21 protein-coding genes, 1 tRNA gene and 1 pseudogene are annotated in these 22983 nt (G+C 70.6%); 12 read left to right on the top strand and 11 right to left on the bottom strand.

Annotated features, from left to right (window positions below; genetic code table 11):
- Positions 1 to 28: 28 nt before the first annotated feature.
- The gene (locus BM286_RS14840; protein WP_092924267.1) at positions 29 to 1519 is read right to left on the bottom strand and encodes a M28 family metallopeptidase; all 1491 of its coding nucleotides are present in this window, start codon (positions 1517 to 1519) and stop codon (positions 29 to 31) included.
- Between the two features lie 118 nt (positions 1520 to 1637).
- Between BM286_RS14840 and BM286_RS14835 the strand changes: the two genes are divergently transcribed.
- A tRNA-Gly gene (locus tag BM286_RS14835) sits at positions 1638 to 1708 on the top strand.
- Positions 1709 to 1819: 111 nt separating this feature from the next.
- Here the strand turns inward: BM286_RS14835 and BM286_RS15725 are convergent.
- Both BM286_RS15725 and BM286_RS14830 read right to left on the bottom strand, forming a co-directional pair.
- On the bottom strand, positions 1820 to 1990 hold the full coding sequence (locus BM286_RS15725) for a hypothetical protein (RefSeq protein ID WP_157746005.1): 171 nt from the start codon (positions 1988 to 1990) through the stop codon (positions 1820 to 1822).
- A 111-nt stretch (positions 1991 to 2101) separates the two neighbouring features.
- Entirely contained in the window at positions 2102 to 3481 is a 1380-nt protein-coding gene (locus BM286_RS14830; protein WP_092924264.1) for a KaiC domain-containing protein, read from the bottom strand.
- Positions 3482 to 3678: 197 nt separating this feature from the next.
- Here BM286_RS14830 and BM286_RS14825 point away from each other — a divergent pair, with 197 nt between their 5' ends.
- Complete coding sequence (locus BM286_RS14825; protein ID WP_092924261.1) at positions 3679 to 4506, top strand: NAD(+)/NADH kinase; 828 nt, start codon at positions 3679 to 3681, stop codon at positions 4504 to 4506.
- Positions 4507 to 4581: 75 nt separating this feature from the next.
- Entirely contained in the window at positions 4582 to 5277 is a 696-nt protein-coding gene (locus BM286_RS14820) for a VTT domain-containing protein (protein WP_092924258.1), read from the top strand.
- Positions 5278 to 5567: 290 nt separating this feature from the next.
- Here BM286_RS14820 and BM286_RS14815 read toward each other — a convergent pair whose 3' ends face one another.
- From BM286_RS14815 to aspS, 3 genes are all read right to left on the bottom strand, one after another.
- Positions 5568 to 6290: a DUF4382 domain-containing protein gene (locus BM286_RS14815; RefSeq protein WP_092924255.1), complete on the bottom strand. Its 723-nt coding sequence runs from the start codon at positions 6288 to 6290 to the stop codon at positions 5568 to 5570.
- 1 nt (position 6291) lies between these two features.
- Positions 6292 to 6603, bottom strand: coding sequence for a hypothetical protein (locus BM286_RS14810; protein WP_092924252.1), 312 nt, complete (start codon positions 6601 to 6603; stop codon positions 6292 to 6294).
- Positions 6604 to 6837: 234 nt separating this feature from the next.
- A complete protein-coding gene (aspS, locus tag BM286_RS14805; RefSeq protein WP_092924249.1) occupies positions 6838 to 8142 on the bottom strand; it encodes an aspartate--tRNA(Asn) ligase in 1305 nt (434 codons plus the stop codon).
- A 553-nt stretch (positions 8143 to 8695) separates the two neighbouring features.
- Here aspS and BM286_RS14800 point away from each other — a divergent pair.
- Complete coding sequence (locus BM286_RS14800) at positions 8696 to 9043, top strand: hypothetical protein (protein WP_092924247.1); 348 nt, start codon at positions 8696 to 8698, stop codon at positions 9041 to 9043.
- A 27-nt stretch (positions 9044 to 9070) separates the two neighbouring features.
- Here the strand turns inward: BM286_RS14800 and larC are convergent, their stop codons facing one another.
- Complete coding sequence (gene larC / locus BM286_RS14795) at positions 9071 to 10504, bottom strand: nickel pincer cofactor biosynthesis protein LarC (protein ID WP_092924244.1); 1434 nt, start codon at positions 10502 to 10504, stop codon at positions 9071 to 9073.
- Between the two features lie 227 nt (positions 10505 to 10731).
- Here larC and BM286_RS14790 point away from each other — a divergent pair, with 227 nt between their 5' ends.
- From BM286_RS14790 to BM286_RS14765, 6 genes are all read left to right on the top strand, one after another.
- Positions 10732 to 12954 (top strand): CDC48 family AAA ATPase, encoded by a 2223-nt coding sequence (locus BM286_RS14790; protein ID WP_092924239.1) that lies wholly within the window; start codon positions 10732 to 10734, stop codon positions 12952 to 12954.
- Positions 12955 to 13013: 59 nt separating this feature from the next.
- The gene (locus tag BM286_RS14785; protein WP_092924236.1) at positions 13014 to 13235 is read left to right on the top strand and encodes a hypothetical protein; all 222 of its coding nucleotides are present in this window, start codon (positions 13014 to 13016) and stop codon (positions 13233 to 13235) included.
- Between the two features lie 68 nt (positions 13236 to 13303).
- Entirely contained in the window at positions 13304 to 13837 is a 534-nt protein-coding gene (locus tag BM286_RS14780) for a DUF5815 family protein (protein ID WP_092924233.1), read from the top strand.
- A 128-nt stretch (positions 13838 to 13965) separates the two neighbouring features.
- Positions 13966 to 14190, top strand: coding sequence for a hypothetical protein (locus BM286_RS14775; RefSeq protein WP_086221077.1), 225 nt, complete (start codon positions 13966 to 13968; stop codon positions 14188 to 14190).
- Between the two features lie 194 nt (positions 14191 to 14384).
- A complete protein-coding gene (gene carB / locus BM286_RS14770) occupies positions 14385 to 17615 on the top strand; it encodes a carbamoyl-phosphate synthase large subunit (RefSeq protein ID WP_092924230.1) in 3231 nt (1076 codons plus the stop codon).
- 67 nt (positions 17616 to 17682) lie between these two features.
- Positions 17683 to 18336, top strand: coding sequence for a DJ-1/PfpI family protein (locus BM286_RS14765; RefSeq protein WP_092924227.1), 654 nt, complete (start codon positions 17683 to 17685; stop codon positions 18334 to 18336).
- 12 nt (positions 18337 to 18348) lie between these two features.
- Here BM286_RS14765 and BM286_RS14760 read toward each other — a convergent pair whose 3' ends face one another.
- On the bottom strand, positions 18349 to 18819 hold the full coding sequence (locus tag BM286_RS14760; protein ID WP_092924224.1) for a universal stress protein: 471 nt from the start codon (positions 18817 to 18819) through the stop codon (positions 18349 to 18351).
- A 145-nt stretch (positions 18820 to 18964) separates the two neighbouring features.
- Positions 18965 to 19306 (bottom strand): annotated as a pseudogene (locus BM286_RS14755) (aldo/keto reductase); the annotation flags it as partial.
- A 136-nt stretch (positions 19307 to 19442) separates the two neighbouring features.
- Here BM286_RS14755 and BM286_RS14750 point away from each other — a divergent pair.
- Positions 19443 to 20084: a ribonuclease HI family protein gene (locus tag BM286_RS14750; protein ID WP_092924221.1), complete on the top strand. Its 642-nt coding sequence runs from the start codon at positions 19443 to 19445 to the stop codon at positions 20082 to 20084.
- Positions 20085 to 20104: 20 nt separating this feature from the next.
- On the opposite strand, the gene BM286_RS14745 is transcribed toward BM286_RS14750, so the two are convergent.
- Both BM286_RS14745 and trmB read right to left on the bottom strand, forming a co-directional pair.
- Positions 20105 to 20458: a hypothetical protein gene (locus BM286_RS14745; RefSeq protein WP_092924218.1), complete on the bottom strand. Its 354-nt coding sequence runs from the start codon at positions 20456 to 20458 to the stop codon at positions 20105 to 20107.
- 58 nt (positions 20459 to 20516) lie between these two features.
- A complete protein-coding gene (gene trmB / locus BM286_RS14740) occupies positions 20517 to 21569 on the bottom strand; it encodes an HTH-type sugar sensing transcriptional regulator TrmB (RefSeq protein ID WP_092924215.1) in 1053 nt (350 codons plus the stop codon).
- A gap of 294 nt (positions 21570 to 21863) precedes the next feature.
- Between trmB and BM286_RS14735 the strand changes: the two genes are divergently transcribed.
- Positions 21864 to 22955: a mechanosensitive ion channel family protein gene (locus BM286_RS14735; protein WP_092924212.1), complete on the top strand. Its 1092-nt coding sequence runs from the start codon at positions 21864 to 21866 to the stop codon at positions 22953 to 22955.
- The last annotated feature ends 28 nt before the right edge of the window (positions 22956 to 22983 follow it).

Genomic DNA, 22983 nt, shown 5'->3' with positions numbered 1-22983 from the left:
GCGGTCGGCGCCGGTCGGGCCCGACCGCTCAGTCCCAGTCGGCCGGCCAGAGGTCGGCCGCGCGCATCCCCGTCTCGAAGTCGGCCTCGCGGAACGCGGCCGCGAGCTCGTCCCGGTCGAGTCGGGGCAGGTCGCGTTCGGGCGCGGCGAACTCGACGACGAGCAGGGCGATCAGCATCGCGTGTTCGCGGACGTTCCGGTCGTCCACCTTGTCGCGGGTGTCCGCGTGGGTGTGGCCCCAGCCCCGACCGCGGTCGCCCGAGTCGCTGTGGAGCTGGAGCGCCGGCACGCCGCGGCGCACGAACGGCCACTGGTCGGAGAACGGGTGCGGCTGCGCGTCCACCTCGATCGGCCGGCGCGTCGCGGTCGACACCGCCTCCGCGACCGACGCGGCCGCCGTCGAGGCGTGCGCGAGCGCGACCAGGTCGCGGAACCGCCCCGCGCCGTCGACGTTGACCACGCCCTTGACGCGGTCGAGGTCCAGCCGGTCCGCGAGGTGTTCGGCGCCGAGCAGTCCGACCTCCTCGGCGCCGACCGCGACCACGTCGACCCCGAGGGGGAGGGCGGCGTCCGCTAAGACCTCGGCCGCGGTCGCGACCGTCGCGATCCCGCAGCCGTTGTCGAGCGCGCCCTCCGCGATGTCGTGGGCGTCGTAGTGGGCGAGCAGGAGGACGCGCTCGTCGGTGTCCGGCCCGGCGCGCCCGATCACGTTGCGGCTCTCGCCCGGCGTCGTCGACGCCTCGACCGAGAGCTCGGCCCGCGCGACGGACCCCGATCCGCCCGTCGTCCCCTGGCTCGCCGTGTCGACCGCGCCGCCGACGGAGCCGCGCTCGGCGCCGCCGACGGTCCCGCCGACCGCGTACTCGCGGAGCCACGCGCCGGTCTCCTTCGAGACGCCGACCGCGACCGCCTCGGCCTCCTCCCCGAACGTGAGCGACCCGGTGGGCGGTAGCTGCCCGTCGACGTGGTTGACGAACACGAAGCCGACCGCGCCCGCCTCGACCGCGTAGCCGAACTTCTCCATGCGGTGGACGAACCGGCCTCCCTCCGGGGTGGTGGTCGAGGCGACCGCGATCCGACCCTCGACGTCGCGCTCGTCGATCTCCGCCGGGGTGCCGTAGCCGACGTCGACGAGTTCGCCCGCGACGCGCCCGGACGGCGAGTACGGGAGCGCCAAGGCCTCGAACGAGCGCGTGGCCGGCTCGCCGTCCCGGCCCGAGACGGTCACGTCGAGCGACGCCGACCCGCGCTCCCACGCGGGTAGGTCGAACGGCTCCGCGCGCACGTCCGCCAGCCCCGCGCGCTCGAAGGCGTCCGCGACGAGTCCGGCGGCGCGGCGCTCCCCTTCGCTGCCGGCCATGCGGCTCCCGATCGCGGTGAGGTCCGTGAGGAAGCGCCACGGTTCGTCCTCGGTCCAGGTCGCGCCGAGCGCGGGGGCGAGGGCCGCCGCCCGCTCGCGCACGCGGTCGACGGCGGCGCCCGCGCCCGTTCGCGTCGCGTCTGCTGCGTCGTCGGTCATGAGCGTGCCTGCGTCGGTGACGGCTTAAGCGTATGGCTCGCGGCACCGGATCGTCGGGGTCGGCCGGCGTCGGCCGAAACGCTACGTTGAAGTGGGACGGTCGGGTACCTCGAATCGAGCACCGTTGGTCCAGTGGTAGGACATTAGCTTCCCAAGCTAATAGCCCGGGTTCAATTCCCGGACGGTGCACTTCTGACTGACTTCGGCAGTCAACGTTTGCTTCGCTTCGCTCGGCGAACTCCCTACGGCGAGCAGATCGCGAGCCGCAGGTGTGCCGGGGATTCGCGTGGGCGCTGGCTTCTATCCCGGACCGGTGTAGCTGTCGAGCTCGTCCGTTCGGTCCGGGTGTTCTTCCTCGACGTGCTGGTGGACGCGGTGCGTGGCCTGCTCGGGCGCGTTCTTGACGTCGTCGTGCGGGACGTCCGGTTCGAAATCACAGAACGGGCACTCGGAGAGCGTGTCCTGTGACATGCGTTAGCATTGGATTCGACGCCTGAAAAGCGATCTGACGACGCCGAGCGCGACTGACAGAAACGGAGTCTGGGACGCGGTCGCGTCTCGGAACGCGGTCCCGGCGACCGCTCAGAAGATGTTCGCCTGGTCGTACACGGAGATGCCGGTGTCGGTGATGTCGTACGGCTTCGTCTCGCGGGAGTGGTTCGCGTCGCGGATCTTCTGGATCTCGACGGCCAGGCGCGTCTCGCGGAAATCTGACCCGCGGACGTACTGGAGGACGAACACCGCGTCCGTGAGGTACTCGACGATCCCGTGTCGGGAGGCGTACGCCGTGTCCTCGCTCGCCTCGGAGGTGAGCAGCGTCGTGACGCCGGATTCCTTCAGCGAGCGCGTGAACCCGAACACCTCGGAGCGACGCTTCGCGGGGTGGTCGTACATCATCTCCAAGAGCGAGACGGAGTCGAGCACCAGCCGGTCCGCGTCGAACTCGGCGATGAGCCGGACGAGGTCGTTGCGGATCGACGACAGCGAGTTGGCCATCTCGATGGGGTCGATGGCGACGACCGCGAGGCGGTCCTCGGCGGCGTGTTCGCGGAACGACCACCCCTTCTCGGTCGCCGTGTCGAAGATCGACTCCCGGGTCTGTTCGAGGGTGATGTAGATCCCTTTCTTCCCCGATTCCAAGGCGTGGTTGAGGAACTGGAGCGCGAACGTCGTCTTCCCGGTCCCGGCGCCGCCGATGACGGACAGCAGCGACCGACTGGGCACCCCCCCGAGGATCATGTCGTCGAGGCCGTCGATCCCGATGTCGGTCCGGTCGATTTCCGACTCGAACTCCTCGGGGTCGACGTCGAAGTCGCCCCCGCCACCGCCGGCGTCGGCGTCGCCGCCTCCGAGGTCCTCGAAGCCGAAGTCGTCGTCGCCCGCGCCCGCCGCGCCGCGGTAGCCGCCGAAGGGGTCGCCACCGCCGCCGCTCGATACCGCATCGCCGTCCCCGCCGCCGGCACCGCTTCCGGATCCGCCGCCGCTCCGGCGCCCGCCGAAGGGGTCGTCCGCGCCGAACGGGTCCGTCTCGGCGTTCCCACCGTCGGAACCCGCGTCGACGTCCGCGTCGCCGCCGTCCTCACCGAAGGAGTCGCCCTCACCGAAGGAGTCGCCCTCACCGAAGGAGTCGCCCTCACCGAAGGAGTCGCCCTCACCGAAGGAGTCGAACTCCCCGTTATCGGCATCGGCGTCGACGTCGCCGAACGCCTCCGCCGGAAGGCCGCCGGCCGCCGAGTCGCCGTCTCCGGGCTCGTCCCCCCCGCGAACGCCACCGAAGGGATCGTCCGCGTCCTCCTCCGCGAGACCGGCTTCCCCGCCGTCCGATCCGCCCGCCGCGTCGACGCCGTCTCCCTCTCCCTCCTCGCCGTCGGGCTCCCGGCCCGCGTCGCCGGCCGGCCGCTCGTCGGACTCCTCGTCGGTCTCGCGTAACGCGCGCTCGAACCAGTCGTCCTCCTCGCTCATCGTTTCCGCCGCCCGTGGGGAGTCGACATGCGCCGAGCAACGCGGCCGAGCGGCTTGAAACTTTCCGGCGAGCTATCAGATTTCGAGAACTCGGTGGGAGCGGTCTGTCCCGACGTCCCGACGCGATTCGCCCGACCTCCCGGTGCGATTCGGCCGATGTCCGCACGCTTTTACCCGGTGGCGAGGATCGACTCCGCATGGAAGTCGGCATCGTGGCGCGAAGGGGAAGCGAGCGGGCGGCGTCGCTCGCGGCGACCCTTCGAGACGTCGTCGTCGAGGCGGACGAGGCCGTCTGGCTCGACGAGGAGACCGCCGCGGCGCTCGCCGCCGGGGACGACGCGCGGCCGGTCGACCGGTTCGACGACTGCGATTTGGTCGTCGCCGTCGGCGGCGACGGGACGTTCCTGTTCGTCGCGCGCAACGCCGGCGACACGCCGATCGTCGGGGTGAACCTCGGGGAGGTCGGGTTCCTCAACGCCGTCCCGCCGGCGGACGCCGCGGCCGCGCTCCGCGCCGAGATCAGAGCGTTTCGCAACGGCGGGCTGGACGTCCGCGAGGCCCCGCGGCTCGCCGCCAGCGCGGGTGACTGGACGTCGACGCCGGCCGCGAACGAGGTGGTCGTTCAGGGCGACCGGCGAGGGCCGGGCGGTGGGATCGACTACGAGGTTCGCGTCGACGGGTCCCGGTACGCCGGCGGCCACGCCGACGGCGTCCTCGTGGCCACGCCGACCGGCTCGACCGCGTACAACCTCTCCGAGCGCGGGCCGCTGATCCACCCCGAGGTGGACGGACTGGTCGTCAACGAGATGGTCGCGGACGAGGGGATGCCGCCGCTCGTTGTCGACACCGACGTGACCGTCACCGTCGAGATCGAGGGCGACGCGGGCGCGACGGTCGTCAGCGACGGCCGCGACACCGCCGCCCTCGACGGGCCGGTCGAGGTGAGCGTCGAGCGGACCGCGCCGCCGATACGGATCGCGGGGCCGCCCTCCGACTTCTTCGAGGCGCTCGGCAAGCTGTCGTGAGCCCGGAACGTGCGCCCTCGGGTCCCGTCGAACGCACCCACAAAGCGTTTATCGGACGCCCGACGACCCGGGAGCGTGAATCGCCGGTCGACGCTCGGACGGTACGCCCTCGCGGGGGTCGCCGTCGCCGCGCTGGCGGCGTTCGCGCTCGCGACGTCTCCCGAGGCGGCGCTCGCCCGGCTCCGCTGGCTCGCCACCGACCCGATACGGTTCGGGCTCGCCGCGGTCGCGCTCGCGGCCGTTAGACCCCTGCTCGCGTGGCCGACGACCCTGCTGGCCGTCGCCGTCGGCTTCGCGTACGGCTGGGTCGGGACCCCGTTCGCGCTCGCGCTCGTCGTCGGCACCGCGCTGCCGCCGTACGCGCTCGCCCGGGCGGGGCGACTCCGACTCCGGGACGACCCCAGAACCGGCGAGGAGCCGGGCGTCACCGCGCGGTTCTGTCGCGCCGGCGAGCGCTTCGCGGCGGAATCGGGGAGCGTTCGCGCCGTGGCCGGCACCCGCCTGCTGCCGCTCCCCTCCGACGCGGTGACGGTCGGCGCCGCGGCCGCCGGCGTCGGGACCCGATCGTTCCTGCTCGGCACCGCGGCCGGCGAACTGCCGTGGGTGCTCTGCGGGGTCGCGGTCGGCGTCTCGCTCGACCGCCTCGCGGCGGGCGGCGGATCGCTCCTCGATCCGACCGCGATCCTCGGCATGGCCGCGGTCGGCGCGCTCCTACTCGCCGGACCCCTCTACCGGACGTTCCTCGGGCCGGACCCGACGGCGTCGGCGTGACGAGCCGCGAAAACCGCTCCAAGGGCGTCGATCGGCGAACGGATCGGAGAAAGCGAAGATCGCCCGAACGCGTCGTCGCGCGGGCGATCGTGCGGATCGTGTGCCTCTGACGGCGAACGGGTGCCTCGGTTCGGAGACCGACCGCAGCGACGCGCGCATTCCCCCGGTCCCCGAATCCCGGGAACCGACCCAGCCCTGACCCCGAAGCCGCGGTGCGGTCCGCGCTCGCTCCGCGCGAACGGCCGGACGCGACCGCGACTCCAACGGGGGACCGGGGGGATGCGGCGTCGCTACGAGCCGTCGGTCTCGTTGCCGCCGCTCGATCCGTCGCCTTCCGCGTTCTCCGACTCCTCGTACTCGACCTCGATCCCGCTCGGCACCGGTCGGAGGAGGTACCGGCCGTTCCCCCGCAACACCGGCGCGAAGTCGGCCGTGAACGTCGTCCGCGTGTTCTCGCGGACCTCGAACGACTCGTTGAACTTCAGCGGCGCGTCGCCCGGCAGGTCGACCGTCGCGTCGCTCCCGTCGGTAAGCGTCCCGTCGGCCGACGAGACGTCGAGTTGGAGGAACGGGTACGTCCCCGTCCGTAGCTCGCGCTCGTCGATCAGCTTCGTCTCGCCGTTCTGGAGCTCGACGAGGTCGGCCTCCTGCGGCTCGTCGAACTCGAAGTACTCGCGGCCGGCGGCGGCGTCTTCCTCGCCGTCGGTCTCGTTACCGGCGGCATCCGTCTCGTCGCCGTCGGCGGTGTCGGTCTCGTTGCCGTCGGCGGTGTCGGACCCGTCGTCCGCCCCCGCCCGTGTCCCCTCCGGTCCCAACCAGAACCCCTCGACGGTGACGACGAGCGATTCGAAGTCGTCGATATCGGCGGGCTGGTCGGTGACGGCGGTCGCGAGCGTCCCCGTCGCGCGGCCGACGCAGCCGGCGAGGCCGGTCGCGCCGAGCGCGGCGGCGCCGGTCGCCAGTACGTACGTCCGGCGGTCGATCGCGTCGAAGTCGAGCGTGCGGTCCCGCACGTTACGTGCCCTCCTCGTTCGCATCGGACCCGTCGTTCGCGGCGGATCCGTTACCCTCGCTCGCGCTGTTCCCGGCGATGTCGCTCACGGTTTCCCCGAGGTCGTCGAGCCCGCCGTCGAGGAACTCGTTCACGCTGTCGAGGATGCCGCCGACGAAGTCGGGCACCTGGTCCGGCAGGTCGGTCGGCGGTCCCGCGTCGCCGGGGGCGTCGCCCGACCCGGGAGTCGCCGCGACGGCGCCGGCGGCCGCGCCGGTCCCGATCAGTACCACCGTGGCGAGCGCCACGATCAGCGTCGTTCGGATCGCGTTCATGACGGGCTCCCCTCGGTGCCCGACGCCCTTTAATGTCGCAAGCCGTTCAGCCGAGTTACGCCCGATTTAACCCGGTTTTATCGCCGGAAGACGGTCTGCTGCGGGATTTCTGCCACGAACAGCGGTAGTATATAACAGAACGCCTCGAACGGTCGCGGTCGGCGGCGCGGCCGCGGCCCTCGTCTCGGGAGGTGTCGGCGCGTCTGGCCGATCGCGGTCGACCGAGCCGTCCGGTCAGGGCTCCAGCCGGTTCGGGTCGCGCGGGAACATGATCGCCTCCTTGATGTTGTCGAGGCCGGCGACCTTCTGGACGAGGCGGTCGATGCCGAGCCCGTAGCCGCCGTGGGGGGGCGTCCCGTAGCTCAGCGCCTCGATGTAGAACTCGAAGTTCCCGGTCTCGACGCCCTCCGCTTCCATGACCTCGACCATGCGCTCGACGTCGTGTTCGCGCTGGCCGCCCGAAGAGAGCTCCTGGCCCTTGTAGATGAGGTCGAACTTCCGGGAGGCGATCTCGTCGTCGGGCACGTCCTGCATGTAGTAGAACTTCTCGTCGGGGTAGCCGACGACGAAGAACGCGGGGTGGCCCCGCTCCTCGAAGTGCTCGCCGAGCAGCTTCTCGCCCTTCGTGTCGAGGTCGGTCGGGTCGTCCGGGAAGTGCCCGTACTCGGTCTCCAAGATGTCGAGCGCCTCGTCGAAGGTGATCCGCGGGAAGTCGTCCTCGGGGACCTCCAGGTCGACGTCGAGCAGGTCGAGCTCGCGCTCGGCGTTCTCCGCGACCTCGCGGAGCGCGTGGCGCAGCGACGCCTCCTGGACGTCCATCACGTCGTCGTGGTCGTCGATGTACGCCAGCTCGACGTCGAACATCGCGATCTCGGAGACGTGGCGGGAGGTCGCGAAGTCCTCGGCGCGGAACGCGGTGCCGGTCTCGTAGACGGCCTCGTAGCCGGAGGCCATCAGCATCTGCTTGTACAGCTGGGGGCTCTGCGAGAGGAACGCGTCCTGGTTGTAGTAGAGGATCGGGAACAGCTCGGCGCCGCCCTCGGCGCCGCCCTTCGAGATCAGGGGCGTCTTGATGTCGACGAACCCCTCGTCGTCGAACCACTCCTCCATGGCGGTGATGAGCTCGGAACGCAGCGTGAACACCGCGAGCGTCTCCGGCTTCCGGAGATCGAGCGCGCGGTTGTCGAGCCGGGTCGAGAGGTCGACCTCGATGTCCTTCGAGATCTCGAGCGGGAGCGGGGACTCCGCCTCGTCGATGACCTCGTACTCGGTGGGCGCGATCTCGACGCCGCCGGGCGCCTGATCGCTCGCCAGGGGCTCGCCGACGACCCGGACCACGTCCTCGGCCCCGACGTCTTGGACGGCCTCGAACAGCTCCGGCTCGCGCTCCTCCTTGAAGACTATCTGGATGAGCCCCTCGCGGTCGCGCACGATGAGGAAGACGAGGCCTCCCAGGTCGCGGATCTCGTGGACGTGGCCGGCGATGGCGACCTCGTCCGCGTCCGGTTCGACGTCCGACGTGTGAATTCGCTCGATCATAACGGACTGCTTACGCGCAACTGGTCGGGCGGCGGTCATAGGCCTGTCGTCTCGACGGCGACGGAACGGGGCGCCGGCGGCCGCTCCGGCGGATTCTCGGGGGCTCTCGGGTCGCGCACACCGTGTCATGTGGTCGCATAACTAACATAATTTTAATACGAAACCGACATATCTGGTGAACAGCGGCGCACCCCACGCCGCGGATCCCGACCATGACCCGTTCCGCCCTCTCGACGCTCGCGCGGTCCGCGAGCGTCGCGTTCCTCGGGTGGACCGGGACCGGCTACGGGATTCCGAATCCACGGTCCGTCCGCCCGACCGCGTGACGCGCGTCGGCTGGGGAGATTTCCCCCGGGACGGACCGCACCCCGTTCTCTCCAGCCGCCGCTGTCCGTCGCGCGCGTCGAGTCGGACGACCGTCACCCTCGCGAGCGCCGCCGTCGGCGACCCCCGTCGTCGCCGGCGCGGCGTTCGAGGACGCGCACCGGTCGCTCCCGGATCGTCATCCGGGACACCGACCGGCCGCGCCGCGTTCGACTCGCGGCGAGGGCGTATGGCGGCAGCCATCCACACGCCGTCGGTCGAGGCGACGGTGACCGTCCGCGTCTCGCAGGCGGCCGCCGGCGACCTCGTCGCCGGCGCCAGAGCACAGATCGAACGAATCGACGGCCTCAGCGTCGAGGCGATCGAGATCGCCGGCCTCCGGCCCGGCCTCAATGACACCACGGTCGAAGCGATCGCCACCCTCGCGGTCGACGAGGGGGCGGCGTCCGACGCCGAGTTCGACGGCGCCGAGCCCAACGGCGCCGACGAGTTCGTCGTCCACCGCGTCCGCGAGCGGCTCGCGGACGGGTTCGGCGTCGACCCGGAGCGCGTCGAGCGGGTCGACCCGCCCGACTGACGGGGTCCGGGACCGCGGTGTTCCAACCTAGTCGCCGTCGAGCCGCTCCCGCACCTCGGCCTCGGCGCGCCGCAGCACCTCCCGGATCGGGAGGCCGGTCGCCGCGGCGACCGCGGCCGCGTCGTCGTACTCTCCGCTGACGTCGTACACCTCCCCGTCCGTCGTCGACGCGACCTTCACCGCCACCTCGTGGTCCGCGCCGCCGACCCGGAGCGTCGCCGTCTCGAACTCGCGCTCGGCGATCCAGCGGTGGCTCGCGCCGGACTGACGCACTCCGAGCGTTCCGGTCTCGCGGGCGAGTCGATCCGCGACCGCCTCGGCGTCCTCCGGCTTACAGATCGCCTTCACGAGGTGGCCGGGGCGGGACTTCTTCATCGTCGTCGGGACGATCGTCACGTCTCGCGCGCCAGCGCGCGCGAGGGTCTCCTGAAGCCCGCCGAGCACCTCCGGTGCCGCGTCGTCGAGATTGGTCTCTAAGACGGCGATGTCGTCGTGAGCGAGCGCCCCACCGCGGTCGTGGCCGACGTGGGGGTCGCGTTTCCCGTCGACCTCGCCGTGCTCGTCGCCCGCCCCTCCCCCGTCCCCGACGAGCGAGCGGAGGACGTTCGGGTGGCGCTCGAAGTCGGCGTCGCCGGCCCCGTATCCGGCGCGTTCGATCGCGAGGTCCGGGACCGAATCGACGCCCTCGGCGATCGCCCCGAGGATCGCGGCGCCGGTCGGCGTGAGCAGCTCGCGATCGATCGGCCCGCCGACGATCCGGAACCCGGCTCGCCTCGCGATCTCGGTCGTGGCCGGGGCCGGGACCGGGTAGGTCCCGTGGCTCATCTCGACCGTCCCCCCGCCGGCCGCGAGCGGCGTCGTGACCACGCGCTCCGGGCCGAGGTCGTCGACCAGCAGCGCCGCGCCGACCACGTCGGCGATCGCGTCGTCCGCGCCCACCTCGTGGAAGTACGTCTCGTCGAGGTCGGTGCCGTGGACCGACGCCTCGGCGCGACCGAGCAGTTCGAAGGCGTCGAGCGCGGTCGACTCGACCGCGTCGGGGAGATCCATCGACCCGACGAGGTCGACCACCTCGCGGTAGCTCCGCTGGACGCCCGCGCCCTCGGCGTGGGTCTCTGATTCGGCGGTGTCCGTCTCGCGGTCGTGGTCGTGACTGTGGCTATGGTCGTGCCCGTGGCCGTGGTCGTGATCGTAACCGTGATCGTGACTGTGGTCGCGACCGTGGCTGTGATCATGGTCGTGGTCCGCGTCGGCCTCGACCGCACCGTCGCCGTCGTCGACGAGGACGTCGACGGTCGTCGCGCGGATCCCGTTCTTCTCCGTCTCGCCGATCGCGTACCGAACCGGGAGCGCGTCCCTCGCCGGGGCGAGGGCGTCGGGGTCGGCGCCGGCCGCGATCAGCGCGGCGCAGATCATGTCGCCGGCGGCGCCGGTCCGACCGTCGAAGACGAGCGTTCGCATGGTTTCCCCGAGGCGACTGGCGGACAAATACCTCCGGATTCGGGCTTCCAACCGACGGCGAAAAGGCACGCTTACGACGGGGTTTTATGACCGGACTCCGTACCGTGCCATATGATCACACAGCCTACCGCGGCCGCCGATCGGACCGGAGGAATCGGCGGGCCGGAGACGGGCAACAGGCTTATTCCCGGACCGGGTCCAGATACGATCATCCCCCGCGAGGAACCATGAACGAAGTCCAACTCGAAGTCGCGAAGGCGTACCCGAACGACTCGGGACGCGGTATCGCCCGACTCGACCCCGACACCCTGCTCCACCTGAAGCTCTCGCCCGGCGACATCATCGAGATCGAGGGCGCGGAGACCACCGCCGCGAAGGTCTGGCGCGCCGACCGCCAAGACTGGAACACCGACACCGTCCGGGTGGACGGATTCACCCGACAGAACGCGGACGTGGGCATCGGCGAGCGCGTCACCATCCGGAAGGCGGAGGCCGAGAAGGCCGACAAGCTCGTCTTGGCCCCGCCGGAGGATGCGTCGGTCCAGTTCGGTTCCGACGCCGCCGGCATGGTGAAACGTCAGATCCTCAAGCGGCCGGTCGTCGAGCGCGACATCGTCCCGGTGATGTCCTCGACGAACCACCCGTTCATGCGGTCGCCCGGCCAGGCGATCCCGCTGATCGCGGTCGAGACCGAGCCCGACGGCGTCTGCCTGATCACCGAGGACACGGAGGTCGAACTGCGCGAAGAGCCGATCTCCGGGTTCGAGAAGACCGGCGGCGGCATCACCTACGAGGACATCGGCGGCCTTCAAAACGAGATCCAGCGCGTCCGCGAGATGGTCGAGCTGCCGATGAAACACCCGCAGATCTTCTCGAAGCTCGGGATCGAGCCGCCGCAGGGCGTCCTGCTCCACGGCCCGCCGGGCACCGGAAAGACCCTGCTCGCGAAGGCGGTCGCCAACGAGACGTCGGCGTCGTTCTTCTCGATCGCCGGCCCCGAGATCATCTCGAAGTACTACGGCGAGTCCGAACAGCAGCTCAGGGAGATATTCGAGGACGCGAAAGAGGAGTCGCCCTCGATCATCTTCATCGACGAGCTCGACTCGATCGCGCCGAAACGCGAGGACGTCACCGGCGAGGTCGAGCGCCGCGTCGTCGCCCAGCTGCTGACGATGATGGACGGGTTAGAGACGCGCGGGCAGGTGATAGTCATCGGCGCGACGAACCGCGTCGACAGCGTCGACCCCGCGCTCCGCCGGCCGGGTCGGTTCGACCGCGAGATCGAGATCGGCGTCCCCGACGAGGTGGGGCGCAAGGAGATCCTCCAGATCCACACCCGCGGGATGCCGCTCTCGGACGACGTGAGCTTGGACCACCTCGCCGACGAGACGCACGGGTTCGTCGGTGCCGACATCGAGAGCCTCACGAAGGAGGCCGCGATGAAGGCGCTGCGCCGGTATCTCCCCGAGATCGACTTAGACGAAGAGGAGGTGCCGCCGAGTCTTATCGACCGGATGATCGTCAAACGCGACGACTTCTCGGGGGCGCTGAACGAGGTGGAGCCCTCGGCGATGCGCGAGGTGCTCGTCGAACTCCCGAAGATATCGTGGGACGACGTGGGGGGACTCACCGACGCCAAACAGCAGGTCCAAGAGTCGGTGGAGTGGCCGCTCACCTCGCCGGAGAAGTTCGACCGGATGGGCGTCAACGCGCCGAAGGGCGTGTTGCTGTACGGCCCGCCCGGAACCGGGAAGACGCTGATGGCGAAGGCGGTCGCCAACGAGACGAACGCGAACTTCATCTCGGTGCGGGGGCCGCAGCTGCTCTCGAAGTGGGTCGGCGAGTCGGAGAAGGCGATCAGACAGACCTTCCGGAAGGCCCGGCAGGTGAGCCCGACGATCATCTTCTTCGACGAGCTCGACAGTCTCGCGCCCTCGCGCGGGCAGGAGGCCGGGAACAACGTCTCCGAGCGCGTCGTCAACCAGCTGCTGACGGAGCTCGACGGCCTCGAGGACATGGGCGACGTGATGGTGATCGGCGCGACAAACCGTCCCGATATGATCGACCCGGCGCTGCTGCGCTCGGGGCGGTTCGACCGCCTCGTGATGATCGGCCAGCCGGACCAGGAGGGTCGCGAGCGGATCCTCGAGATACACACCCAGAACACGCCGCTCGCGCCCGACGTGAGCCTGCGCGAGGTCGCCGAGATCACCGACGGCTACGTCGGGTCCGACCTGGAGGGGATCGCCCGCGAGGCCGCCATCGAGGCGCTGCGCGACGACGACGACGCCGAGGAGGTCGAGATGAAACACTTCCGGCGCGCGATGGAGTCGGTGCGGCCGACGGTAAACGACGACATCCTCGCGTACTACGACGACATCAAAGAGCAGTTCAAGGGCGGCGGCGGCGAGTCGCTCCGCGACACCGGCGGCCGGATCGGGTTCCAGTAACGCCGGCGACGCGCCTTTCCTGCGGGGACGTTTTGCGTATCGCGCGCGTAGCGGGCGCCATGTCCGACGACGTCACCGTCGACGTGGAGGTCGAAGTGGAGGTCGACCGCGACGAACTGGAGATCGAACGCGGCGACGCCGAACTGATCGAGGCGACCTACGAGGCGAACGGGATCGAGATCGAGGTCGAAGCCGAGGTGGAGACGCATGGGGGCGGTCACGGGGACGAGGAGGCCACGCACGGGGACGACGACGAACACGGAGAACGCGACCCCGAGTAGTCGTCCCCGTCCGAACCCCGAGCGTCTGGTTCCGCGCCTTTTAACCTCGCCAGCGACCAAGCGAGACCATGTCCCAGCCCCGCGTCCCCGGCGGCGACGAGAACGCGCTGGAGCTACCCTGCGGGGAGACGATCGGCGTCGGCGACCTGGACCTCGGAATGCGCGAGTACGAGTGCGACTGCGGCGAGGCGCACGCGGTCGTGATGGACGTTCATCCCCCCGAGCGATTCCTCCCGGAGTTCCTGGTCGAGGTGCTCCGCGAGGCGATCGAGACGACGAGCGAGGAGATGCCGGAGTTCGACACGCCGCACCTGCTCGGCGTGGTGTTAGAGGAGTTTCCGGAGGCCGTCGTCGCGCACGACGCCAGCGAGAACGCGGACGTGGGGTACGCGATGGCGTGGGTCACCCGGTTCGACTCGCGCCGACTCCACGAGATTGTCGTCGAACTTGTCATCGAACTGATGGAACACGCAGTGAGCCACGCCGACGACGACGAGGCGCTGTCGGCGTTCGAGCGGGAGATGGTCGAGTTCGACGTGAGCGAGTTCGTCGAGCAGTACCGCGCGGAGCGCGACCTCGAGGCCGAGGATCCCTACGCCTGAACTCCCTCCGAGCGCCGCTCGAAACACACCGAAGCGCCGGATAACGGCCGTCTCACGGCTCGTGTCTGACAACCGTCCGACTCCTGTCTCACTGAACCCTATATGTTCGGAGACCCTACGTAAGACGTATGAGCGCCGGCGAATACGACCGGTACGACCGGATCCGCGGCGTGCTCGCCGAGGCCGACGAGCCGCTGACGGCGCGGGAGATCCTCGCCCTCGTCGAGGAGTGCGACGAGTGCGAGGCGATCGACAGCCCGCACCGGGTCGCAACGGTACTCGGGCGCCGCGCCGAGCGCGGCGAGGTCGAGGTCATCGCGGGCCGGCCCTACCGGTACCGGCTCGAGACCTGAGTCGGTCGATACGCGGAAGGGGTCCCACGTCGAGGGGCTCGAGGCTCGACGCGGGCTCACGGCCATCGGGACGGACCGAATGCCGTGTAGTACCGACCACCGTGGTACTCGATGACTTGCGAAAATCGCAAACTCGCTGCGAGATTCGTACTCTACCGCCGACCTTATTACGATGAGCGTATTCCGTCCGCGTAATGAGCGAGGACCGGACGATTCTACTCATCGGCAGCGGACCGATCCAGATCGGACAGGCGGCCGAGTTCGACTACTCCGGCGCACAGGCGTGTCGGGCGCTTCAGGAGGAGGGCGCCCGCGTCGTCCTGGTGAACTCGAATCCGGCGACGATCATGACCGACCCCGAGACGGCCGACCGGGTGTACATCGAACCGATCACGCCCGAGGCCATCGCGGAGGTCATCCGGATCGAGGAGCCGGACGGCGTCATCGCGGGGCTCGGCGGCCAGACCGGGCTCAACGTCACCGCCGAGCTCGCCGAGGAGGGCATTCTGGAGGAACACGACGTCGAGGTGATGGGCACGCCGCTCGACACCATCTACGCGACGGAGGACCGCGACCTGTTCCGCCAGCGGATGGAGGACCTGGGGCAGCCGGTCCCCAAGTCGACCACCATCTCGCTGGACGAGGACGAGTCGGTCACCGACTTCGACGAGGAGTACTTCCGCGAGCGGGTCCAGGACGCGGTCGACGCGGTCGGCGGCCTCCCCGTCATCGCCCGGACGACCTACACCCTCGGCGGCTCCGGCTCGGGCGTCGTCGACGAGTTCGAGGAGCTGGTCGAGCGCGTTCGCAAGGGGCTCCGGCTCTCGCGCAACAGCGAGGTGCTGATCACGGAGTCCATCGCGGGCTGGGTCGAGCTGGAGTACGAGGTGATGCGGGACGCCGACGACTCCTGCATCATCATCTGTAACATGGAGAACATCGACCCGATGGGGATCCACACCGGCGAGTCGACGGTCGTTACCCCCTCGCAGGTGATCCCCGACGACGGCCACCAGGAGATGCGCGACGCGGCGCTCGAGGTGATCCGCGACCTCGGCATCCAGGGCGGCTGTAACATCCAGTTCGCGTGGCACGACGACGGCACCCCCGGCGGCGAGTACCGCGTCGTCGAGGTGAACCCGCGCGTCTCCCGCTCCTCGGCGCTGGCGTCGAAGGCGACCGGCTACCCGATCGCCCGCGTGACGGCGAAGGTCGCGCTCGGCAAGCGGCTCCACGAGATCGACAACGAGATCACCGGCGAGACGACCGCCGCCTTCGAGCCCGCCATCGACTACGTGGTGACGAAGGTGCCGCGCTGGCCCATAGACAAGTTCGACGACGTGGACTTCGAGCTCGGCACGGCGATGAAGTCCACCGGCGAGGCGATGTCGATCGGCCGGACGTTCGAGGAGAGCATGGTGAAGGCGCTGCGCTCCTCGGAGTACGACCCCGCGGTCGACTTCGACGAGGTGGACGACGACGAGCTGGAGTCGGAGTACCTCGAACGGCCGACCCCCGACCGCCCGTACGCGATGTTCGAGGCGTTCGACCGCGGCTACGCCGTCGACGACGTGATCGACCTGACCGGCATCCACCGCTGGTACGTCGAGCGCTTCGAGAAGATCGCCGACGGCACCGCCGCGGCCGCCGAGGGCGACTTCACCGAGGCGGCGATGGTCGGCCGCACCGACGCCGAGATCGCGGCGACCGCGACGGCCGGCGGCGTCGACGCCGACGTGGGGCGGGTCGAGAGCGAGGTCCCGGACCGCACCTACAAGCAGGTGGACACCTGCGCGGGCGAGTTCGAGGCCTCCACGCCCTACTACTATTCCGCGCGGCTGCCGGAGTTCCTTCAGGGCGCCGACACCGCGGGCGCGGCGGACGAGGTCCGCGTCGACCCGGACGTGGAGAGCGTCGTGGTCGTCGGCGGCGGCCCGATCCGCATCGGGCAGGGCGTCGAGTTCGACTACTGCGCGGTCCACGCGGTGCGCGCGCTCCGCGAGCTCGGAATCGACGCGCACGTGATCAACAACAACCCCGAGACGGTGTCGACGGACTACGACACCTCCGACGGCCTGTTCTTCGAGCCCATCTCGGCCGAGGAGGTCGCCGACGTGATCGAGACGACCGGCGCCGACGGCGTGATGGTCCAGTTCGGCGGGCAGACCTCCGTCAACGTGGGCGAGCCGCTCCGGGCGGAGATCGAGCGTCGCGGGCTCGACTGCGAGATCCTGGGCACGAGCGTCGAGGCGATGGACCTCGCGGAGGACCGCGACCGGTTCAACGTCCTGATGGACGAGCTGGGCGTCGCCCAGCCCGAGGGCGGCACCGCGACGAGCGAGGCCGAGGCGCTCGAGCTCGCCCACGAGATCGGCTATCCGGTCCTCGTCCGCCCCTCCTACGTGCTGGGCGGCCGCGCGATGCGGGTCGTCGAGGACGACGCCGAGCTGGAGGAGTACATCGAGGAGGCGGTCCGCGTCTCGCCGGACAAGCCGATCCTGGTCGACCAGTTCCTCGACGACGCGGTCGAGCTGGACATCGACGCCGTGGCCGACGGCGAGGACGTGCTTCTCGGCGGCGTGATGGAACACGTCGAGAGCGCGGGCGTCCACTCCGGCGACTCCGCGTGTATGATCCCGCCGCGCTCGCTCGGCGACGAGACGCTCGGCCGGGTGCGCGAGGTCACCGAGGACATCGCTCGCGCGCTCGACACGGTCGGCCTGCTCAACGTCCAGCTCGCGGTGACCGGCGTCCACGACCCCGACGCCGAAAGCGAGGTGTACGTGCTGGAGGCGAACCCGCGCTCCTCGCGGACGGTCCCGTTCGTCTCGAAGGCGACGGGCGTCCCGATCGCCAAGCTCGCGGCGAAGGTGATGACGGACGACCTGACGCTCGCCGACCTCGACGTCGACGAGCAGATCCCCGAACACCGCTCGGTGAAGGAGGTCGTCCTCCCGTTCGACCGCCTGCCGGGCTCGGACCCCCGGCTCGGCCCGGAGATGAAGTCCACGGGCGAGGTGATGGGCACCGCGACCTCCTTCGGGAAGGCGTACGACAAGGCGCAGGACTCGACCGGGAAGCCGATCCCGGAGTCCGGCACCGCGGTCGTCGACCTCTCGGCCGAGGAGTTCCCGGACCCGGGCACCGAGGCGGGCGAGGCGCTCGTCGCGGGGTACGCGGAGCACTTCGATCTGAGCGAGGCGACGGACCTGATCGAGGCGGCCAAGCGCGGCGAACTCGACCTCATCGTCTCGCGCCAGCGCGACCTGCTGGAGGTGGCGGTCGAAGAGGAGATCACCTACTTCTCGACGCACGCCTCCGCGAAGGCGGCGCTCGAAGCGCTCGACCACGCGGGCGACGACCTCGACGTGATGGCGGTCTCGGACCGTCCGAAGCGCGTCGCGGAGTGGGGCGCGGCGGAGTAGCGTCGGAGGGGCGACGCGTCCGTTCGGAGGGGGAACGCACAAGCCGTTCGCCGCCCTCCAGAGCGGTGTGAACGTCGACATTCTGCTGTACGACGGGTTCGACGAACTGGACGGGATCGGCCCCTACGAGGTGTTCGACTACGCGCTCGGCTACGCGGCGGAGGGGTCCGACGGAGACGGCGAGGCCGACGACGACGGCCGCGCCGGGCGCGTCCGCTACGTCACGCTCGACGAACGCGAGGCGGTGACCGCGAGCCACGGGACCCGCGTCGGCGTCGACGGGACCCTTCCCGACCCGGACGCCGACGCTTCCCCCGACCTGCTCGTCGTTCCCGGCGGGGGATGGAGCGCGCGCGACGAGGACGCGAGCGCGTGGGCGGAGGCGCGGAAGGGCGACGTGCCGCGCGCGCTCGCGGCGCACCACGCGGCCGGCACCCGGATCGCCTCGGTGTGTACCGGGTCGATGCTGCTCGCGGAGGCGGGCGTCACCGACGGGCGTCGAGCGGTCACGCACGCCTCCGCGATCGAGGAACTCCGGGAGTCTGGCGCCGAGGTCGTCGACGCGCGCGTCGTCGACGACGGCGACCTGCTCTCCGCGGGCGGGGTCACCTCCGGCATCGACCTGGCGCTGTACGTGGTCGAGCGCGAGTTCGGCGCCGGGGTCGCAGACCGCGTGGCGACCGTCGTCGAGTACGAGCGGCGGTACGAGGTCGCGGCGTAGGTCGCCCGCGACTCAGTCGTCCCCGGCGTCGTCGGGCAGCGGCGCGGCGTCGTCGCCGGTCTCGTCGACCGTGGTCTCGCCGTCGGCGTCGACGGTGATGACGGTGCAGTCGAGCTCGCCGCGGAGGAACGAGTCGATGTCGGGGTCCGAGAGCAGCTTCTGGACCATCCGGCGCCACCGCCCGGCCTGCTTCGAGCCGATGACGACGACGTCGGCGTCCTCGGCGACGATCTCTTCGAGGATCGTCTCCTCGACGAGGAACCCGCGCCGGACGACGTAACGCGCGCGGTCGACCCGGCCGATTCGCTCTTCGACCGCGCGCTTGAGATCGCTGCGCGAGACGCCGCCAGACCGCTGGTAGAGGTCGACGTGGAGGATGGTGAGGGCGGCGTCGCGCTCGGCGGCGACGCGGGCCGCCTCTCGGAGCGTCGCGGCGGAGTGCGACGAGGGAGGGAACCGGACCGGAACCACGACGAGCGTCATGTCGAGTCGGTGGGGCCCGGGGCGTAAATACGCTGTCGATGCGACGGCTCCCCGCGGTCGCCCTCTCGGTCGACCGGCGAGCGCGGTCGGGGTCGAGGACGGCTCAGCCGTGGCCGTCGATCGGGACCGGCTCGTACGGTTCCGCCAGCCAGTCGAGGCTGTTCGCCAGCTCCTGTTCGATCGCCTTCCGCGAGAGCCCGCCAGCGTTGGGGTCGTCGTCGTCCATTCGGAAGTACGCCTTCATCGCGATCACCTGCCGGTCGCGGTCGTACCCGTCGGGCGCCTCGCCGAGGACGCGCTCGCTCTCGCCGGCGTTGTAGGCGTTCGCGGTGTCGAAGAAGTTGATCCCGTGGTCGATCGCGGTGTCGACGACCGCCCGTGCCTCCTCGGCGGAGAGGTGCCAGTCCGCGTCCCCACCGAACGTGTTCGTCCCGATCCCGATCCGACTCACCTTCGTCCCGGACCCTCCGAGCGTCGTGTACTCCATCCGACCGCCACGCGCGGCGGGGAGGAATTCGTTCGGGTCGCGGCCGCGCCCTCGCGGTGCCCGCGCCTTTTTGCTCGGCCTCCCGATACGCCGGTAATGGATCGACAGGGAGCGCGGCCGTCGACGGAGGGGTGAGGTGGACCGACTCCCCACGAAGGGGCTCTCGCCGCTCGCGAGGCGGGTCGACGACGTGCTCGCGCGGTACGGCTACAAGATCGGCCCCGCCATCGAGGCGATCGACGACGCCGTGACCGGGTACGGCGACCTGTTCGACCCGGGGACGAGCGACGGCGAGATCCGGACCGCGGTCGAGGCGGTCCTGGCCGCCGACCCGCCCGCCGAGGGCGACGGCTCGTGGGGCTCCGACGACCGCAGTGTCGTCCTCTACGTCGACGGCAGCTCCCGCGGGAACCGGGGGCCTGCCGGCGCGGGCGCCGTGCTGCGGACCGACGGCGAATCGGCGGTCCGGTTGGGGCGACCGGTCGGGAGGGCCGGGAACAACACCGCGGAGTACGCGGCGCTCCACCTGGGGCTGGAGGCGCTGGCCGCGCGCTGCGACCCCGCCGCCGTCGAGGTCCGCATCGACTCGCGGACCGTCATCGACGATGTCTGGGGGAGCGGCGACGGCGTCGATTCGGCCGCGCCGTACCGGCCGGCCATCCGGGACCGGCTCGCGGCGCTGTCCGCCTGCGACTGGACGCACCTGGCCGACAGCGACCCCAACCCGGCGGACGCCCGGGCGGCGGTCGGCGCCGACATCGCGGCGCTCGGCCCGTGATTCGAGCCCGAAGGCGGCCGCTACGACCCGTCTACCTCTCCGTCGGCCGAGACGAGATCCTCGGCGCCGGTCGGCGCCTCGAGCCGGACGGGATGACGCGTGTGCCGCGCGTGCGTCTCCGCCCAGCGCCGGGCCGGCCGCTCCGCGAGGAACCGCTCGCCGTCCGGGCAGCGCCGACACCGAGCGGTCCACGGCGTCACGTCGTCCGGGTAGTGGCCGGTGTGGCGCTCGTGGTCGAGCGCGAACTGCTCGACCGCGTGACCGCCGGGGTCGAGGTCGTCGAGCTCGCGGTCGAGATTCCACTCGCGGCCGCACCGCTCGCAGGAGACGGTCGGTTCCTCGCGGTCGCCGTCGGAGAACGCGTCGTCGGTCACGGGTGCGCTTCGGGCCGCGCGCACTTGAACGGCGACCGGGCCGCGCCTCGACCTCGCCTCACAGCGCCGGCGGCTCGCCGCGACCGATCACGATCTCCTGGCCCTCGACGTCCTCTAAGGCGGCGACTCGACCGCCGATCTCGACGCGGCCGGTCTCGGTCTCGACGACCAGCGACGCCACCTCCTCGGTGTCGACGAACGCGACGTCGACCACTTTTCCGCGGACCGTCACCTCCTCGCCGGTCTCGATGTCGCGCCCCTCCACGCTCGCGTAGAACTCCTCGCCGTCGAACTCGCGGACGTCTTTCACGGCGCGGCGGATCGACGCGTAGCGGCGCGGGAAGGGACGTTCCTCCCCGTCGGCGGCGAGCGTCTCGGCGGTCGTCCAGAGGACCGTTCCGAAGAAGCCGGAGACGAGGAAGCCGAGCGCGGAGCGGTTGAAGATGACGCCGTATCGCTCGCGGTCGTCGCGCAGCGCGTCCTGAGTGGCGTACACGGAGTACTCCCCGTCCCCGACCGCGAGGACCGGCGTGGTGATCCCCCGCCGAGCGCGCGCGATGGTCGCGACCTCTAGGTAGTCGAACTCGGCCGGGTCGGGCGCGTTCGACGCGGGCGTGACGAGCAGTTCGACGCTGACGCCCGCGGCGACTTTCGCGGCGAGCTCGTCGCGGAACCGGCGGAGGAGGCCGGGCGTGAGCGAGACCGCGAGCTCGTACTCCGCGTTCTCGATCACCTCCTCGAGGTACCGGAGGATCGTCGAGCGCGACTTCACGAGCGACACGGCCTCGGTCTCGCGGGTCGGCGCGGTGTAGCGGGCCTCCAGCTCGTCGACCATCTCCGCGAACGACGAGCGCAGGTCGCCGAAGGCGTCGTCGGGGTCGACGGCGACGATCTTCATCGGCCGCGACTCGCGGAGTTCGACGAGCCCGCGGTCCGAGAGGCTCCGGACGGTGTCGTACACCCGCGGCTGCGGGATGTCGGTCCGGTCGGCGATGTCGCTCGCCGTCAGTTCCCCGTGTTCCAACACCGCGAGGTACGCGTCGATCTCGTACTCGCCGAGGTTGAATCGGTCCCCGACGCGATCGAGCGTGTCCCGGAGATCGTCGGTCATATCGGAAGAACGGGGGCGGGGATTATAGCTTTTTACTATGAGTCGAGTTGTACGCGTTTTCGGAGCGTCCTCTATCGGTGTGGACCATCCGGTCTGCCGTCGGTGGCGGACAGTGTGTTGTCCGATTCGCTCCCGGCCGTTCACGGTGGGATTCTCGCCTCGCAGAACGGCGGCGAGCCACGTGCGCAGCCTCGGTGCGCGTTCGGCGGCGCGGGTACCACGCCGCTCGGCGGGGCACGCGCCGACCGTCCGCGGGGAGAAACGCTTTTTCGGGTGGCCGACGGCGGATCGGCTATGGTACTTCCGGCAGGGGCGCCGACTCCGGGGGTGGTCTCGCGACTCACCGAGGTCGCCTCCCGAATCGCGAACCTCCCGGGAGCGGGGCTCCTGACCGTCGTCGCGTCGGTGGCGGTCGGCGTCGTCCTCGCCAACTTCCTCGTCAGACTGATCGGCCGGCCGGTCGCGCGGCGCGTGTCGCGGCAGAGCGTCGCACAGACGATCGTCCGCGGCGTCCGGGCGGGGACCATCGGCGCCGCGCTGCTCGTCGGTCTCAGCGCGGCCGGCTTCCAGTTCGAGGAGCTCCTCCTCGGGACCGCGGTGTTCTCGGCCGTCATCGGTATCGTCCTCGCGCCGCTTGTGGGCAACTTCATCAACGGCGTGTTCATCCTCGCGGACCAGCCGTTCGAGATCGGCGATATGATAGAACTGGAGGACGGGACGACGGGGTTCGTCGAGGACATCACGATCCGGTACACCAAGATATTCACGCTCGATAACACTTTCCTCGTCGTGCCGAACGGGACGATGCGCGAACGGGACGTGACGAACTTCTCCGCGGAGGACGAGCGGACCCGGCGGTCGATCGACGTCTTGGTCACCTACGAGAGCGACATCCCGGAGGCCCGCCGCCGGATCGAGCGCGCGGCGCGCGACTGCGAGGCGGTCATCGACGGCGGCCCGGACATCCGTATCGGGGTGGCGCGGTACATGGCGAGCCCCGACTGTCGGCTCCACGAGTTCGGCGACGACGGGATCCTGCTCCGGCTCCGGTACTGGGTGAAGAAACCGTACAAGCTGGCGAAGATCCAGTCGGACGTGAACACGCGGATCCGCGAACGACTCGGCGAGCCGGAGGCGAACGTCACGATGGCGTACCCGCACCGGCACCTCGTCTTCGACGACACCTCCGGCGTCGCGCGCGTCGAGGCCGGATCCGGGACGTCGAAGGGCGTCGATCCCGACGCGTCCGCGGCCGCCACCCCGGACCTCAGCGACGACGACGCCGCGGGCTCGGACCGGCCCGGAACCGACGCTTCCGCCACGTCGAACGACGGCGGCGCCCGGCACGACCGGAAGGACCGGGGCGGCGGCGGGGCGGGGCGGTGATCGGATCGGAAGCCTGATAGAGCGCCCC

Source organism: Halorubrum sodomense, from assembly GCF_900111935.1.
Classification (GTDB): Archaea; Halobacteriota; Halobacteria; order Halobacteriales; family Haloferacaceae; genus Halorubrum; species Halorubrum sodomense.
Note: the sequence above shows the minus strand (reverse complement) of the source record. Positions and strands in the feature narration are given on the sequence as shown.

What these genes read in the sequence shown, in the direction of transcription:
- BM286_RS14785 (WP_092924236.1), top strand. Translation starts at nt 13,014, where the DNA reads ATGTCCGACGACGTCACCGTCGACGTGGAGGTCGAAGTGGAGGTCGAC.
- trmB (WP_092924215.1), bottom strand. Translation starts at nt 21,569, where the DNA reads ATGACCGACGATCTCCGGGACACGCTCGATCGCGTCGGGGACCGATTC.
- BM286_RS14760 (WP_092924224.1), bottom strand. Translation starts at nt 18,819, where the DNA reads ATGACGCTCGTCGTGGTTCCGGTCCGGTTCCCTCCCTCGTCGCACTCC.
- carB (WP_092924230.1), top strand. Translation starts at nt 14,385, where the DNA reads ATGAGCGAGGACCGGACGATTCTACTCATCGGCAGCGGACCGATCCAG.
- BM286_RS14830 (WP_092924264.1), bottom strand. Translation starts at nt 3,481, where the DNA reads ATGAGCGAGGAGGACGACTGGTTCGAGCGCGCGTTACGCGAGACCGAC.
- BM286_RS14735 (WP_092924212.1), top strand. Translation starts at nt 21,864, where the DNA reads ATGGTACTTCCGGCAGGGGCGCCGACTCCGGGGGTGGTCTCGCGACTC.
- larC (WP_092924244.1), bottom strand. Translation starts at nt 10,504, where the DNA reads ATGCGAACGCTCGTCTTCGACGGTCGGACCGGCGCCGCCGGCGACATG.
- BM286_RS14775 (WP_086221077.1), top strand. Translation starts at nt 13,966, where the DNA reads ATGAGCGCCGGCGAATACGACCGGTACGACCGGATCCGCGGCGTGCTC.
- BM286_RS14825 (WP_092924261.1), top strand. Translation starts at nt 3,679, where the DNA reads ATGGAAGTCGGCATCGTGGCGCGAAGGGGAAGCGAGCGGGCGGCGTCG.
- BM286_RS15725 (WP_157746005.1), bottom strand. Translation starts at nt 1,990, where the DNA reads ATGTCACAGGACACGCTCTCCGAGTGCCCGTTCTGTGATTTCGAACCG.
- aspS (WP_092924249.1), bottom strand. Translation starts at nt 8,142, where the DNA reads ATGATCGAGCGAATTCACACGTCGGACGTCGAACCGGACGCGGACGAG.
- BM286_RS14840 (WP_092924267.1), bottom strand. Translation starts at nt 1,519, where the DNA reads ATGACCGACGACGCAGCAGACGCGACGCGAACGGGCGCGGGCGCCGCC.
- BM286_RS14790 (WP_092924239.1), top strand. Translation starts at nt 10,732, where the DNA reads ATGAACGAAGTCCAACTCGAAGTCGCGAAGGCGTACCCGAACGACTCG.
- BM286_RS14800 (WP_092924247.1), top strand. Translation starts at nt 8,696, where the DNA reads ATGGCGGCAGCCATCCACACGCCGTCGGTCGAGGCGACGGTGACCGTC.
- BM286_RS14810 (WP_092924252.1), bottom strand. Translation starts at nt 6,603, where the DNA reads ATGAACGCGATCCGAACGACGCTGATCGTGGCGCTCGCCACGGTGGTA.
- BM286_RS14780 (WP_092924233.1), top strand. Translation starts at nt 13,304, where the DNA reads ATGTCCCAGCCCCGCGTCCCCGGCGGCGACGAGAACGCGCTGGAGCTA.